Here is a 2,303-nt window from a genome sequence, read left to right as displayed (position 1 = left end):
GCGGGGTCTAAGGGCAAGTAAGCCGCTCCGGCTTTGAGAACAGCCAAAAGTGAGACGATCGCATCCATAGAGCGATCGAAACAAACACCCACTAAAACTTCCGGGCCAGCCCCCAAAGTTTGCAAGTAATGTGCGAGTTGATTGGCGCGACAATTTAGCTGCTGGTAGGTTAGCTGTTGCTCTCCAAAAACTAGGGCTACAGCGTCGGGAGTTTGTTCTGCTTGAAGTTCAAATAGTTGGTGAATGCAGGCAGATTCGGGATAATTTGTTTGAGTGCTGTTCCACTCGACTAATAGCTGCTGTTGTTCCGCTGCTTTCAAAATTGGCAATTCTGAAATCTTCTGCTTTGGATTGGCTGCGATCGATTCGAGTAAAGTCTGGAAATGTCCTGCCATCCGAGCGATCGTCTCCTCATCAAACAAATCAGTATTGTATTCCCATGCTCCTATCAATCCAGAAGCCGTATTCTCCAGGGATAGAGTCAGGTCGAACTTGGAAGTGCCGATTTCCACGGAATAAGAACTTACCGATAACTCAGGCAGTTCTAAAGAAGGAACCAAAGCGTCGTCGAGGGCAAACATCACCTGGAACAGAGGCGTATAGCTTAAGTCTCGCGTTGGTTGCAATGCCTCTACCAACTGCTCGAAGGGCAAGTCTTGATGCGCGTAAGCTTGCAGCGCCACTTCGCGAACTCTGGCGAGTAACTCCTCAAAACTGGGGTGGCCGCCGAGGTCGGTACGCAGCACTAAGGTATTGACAAAAAAGCCAATTAGTCCTTCAATTTCTCGCCGATTGCGCCCAGCTACAGGCGTACCCACTACGATGTCCTCACTGTTTGTATAGCGGGAGAGTAAGGTCTGAAATGCCGCCAAAAAGGTCATAAACATAGTGACTCCCGCTCGCTTGCCCAGAGCGGTAAGTTCCGCGCTCAATTCCAGGGAAAGGGCTGCATAGTAATATCCTCCCCGGAAGGTTTGAACAGGCGGTCGCGCTCGGTCTGTGGGTAATTCTAATAAAGCTGGAGCGTCCAATAGTTGTTGCTTCCAGTAGTCAAGCTGGGTTTGGAGTATTTCTCCTTGCAGCCACTGCCGCTGCCAAAGAGCAAAGTCGGCGTACTGTACGGATAATTCTGGTAAAACCGGAGCCATGCCCGTGCTGTTGGCTTTGTAAAGTTCTGCTAACTCTCGCAACAACACGCCTACTGACCACCCATCAGAAATAATGTGGTGCATGGTAAGCAGCAAGACGTACTCGGTTTCATCTAGCAGCAACACCAAACCTCGGAGTAAAAGCTCTCGTTCCAGGTTAAAAGGTCGATTCGCTTCTTCATTTACCCATCGTTGCGCTTCAATTTCTCGCTCGCTTTCTCCTAGGTGCAACAAGCTGACAACTTGTAGTTCCCAACTGTGAGTTGAGGCGATCGCCTGAATGGGTTCTCCCTCTACTGTCGCGAAGTTGGTGCGTAAGGCTTCGTGACGCCCGATAATTTCGTTGATGCTGTTCTGTAGCGCAGCTATATTGAGCTGACCGAAAAGACGCAACACTACCGGGATGTTGTAAAAGGGACTGTTGGGCTGTAACTGGTCAAGAAACCACAGTCGCTGTTGAGCAAAGGAGAGTGGGATGTCCTCTGACCTGGCAATTGGTACAAGAGGCTCTGAAAGTACAGATTGTCCTTTTGCGATCAAATTTTCCACCCGCGAAGCGAATTCGGCAATCGTGGGAGCTTCAAACAAACTGCGTAGCGGTAATTCAACGGTCAAGGTGTCGCGCACCCGAGAAATTACTTGAGTGGCTAATAAGGAATGTCCGCCCAGCTCAAAGAAATTGTCGCTCACGCCCACAGAGTCACTTGAGAGGATGTTACCCCAAATGCTGGCTAGTATTTCCTCAATCGGAGTGCGTGGGGCGACAAAAGATTCTTCCAGTTCGGAACGCTTTTCGGGGGCGGGTAGGGCGCGGCGGTCTACCTTTCCGTTCGGTGTCAGCGGCAGTGCTTCGAGCACGACAAAAGCACCCGGCACCATATACTCGGGCAGTTTTTCTTTGAGGAAGCGGCGCAGGTCACTGATTGCGGGTGCGGGTTGCTGATGGCAGACAACATAAGCTACCAATTGTTTGTCGAGAGCAACGTTCTCTGTGGCGATGACCACAGTCTCTCTTACATCGGGATGCTGGCTCAGTACGGCTTCAATTTCCCCTAGTTCGATACGGAATCCGCGTATTTTTACCTGATTGTCGGTGCGTCCGAGGTACTCGATGTTACCGTCACTCAGGTAGCGGGCTAAATCCCCTGTTTTGTA

Annotated in this window: 1 protein-coding gene; it reads right to left on the bottom strand. The window is 50.5% G+C overall.

The window, feature by feature from the left end; genetic code table 11:
- Positions 1 to 2,303 (bottom strand): condensation domain-containing protein (locus tag QUA33_RS27915; protein WP_333152992.1); only part of this gene is annotated, 2,303 nt, incomplete at both ends.

The sequence above is a fragment of the Microcoleus sp. Pol14D4 genome (assembly GCF_036701245.1).
GTDB lineage: Bacteria > Cyanobacteriota > Cyanobacteriia > Cyanobacteriales > Microcoleaceae > Microcoleus.
The sequence above is the reverse complement of the archived record's forward strand: the minus strand, read 5'-3'. Positions and strand labels throughout refer to the sequence as shown.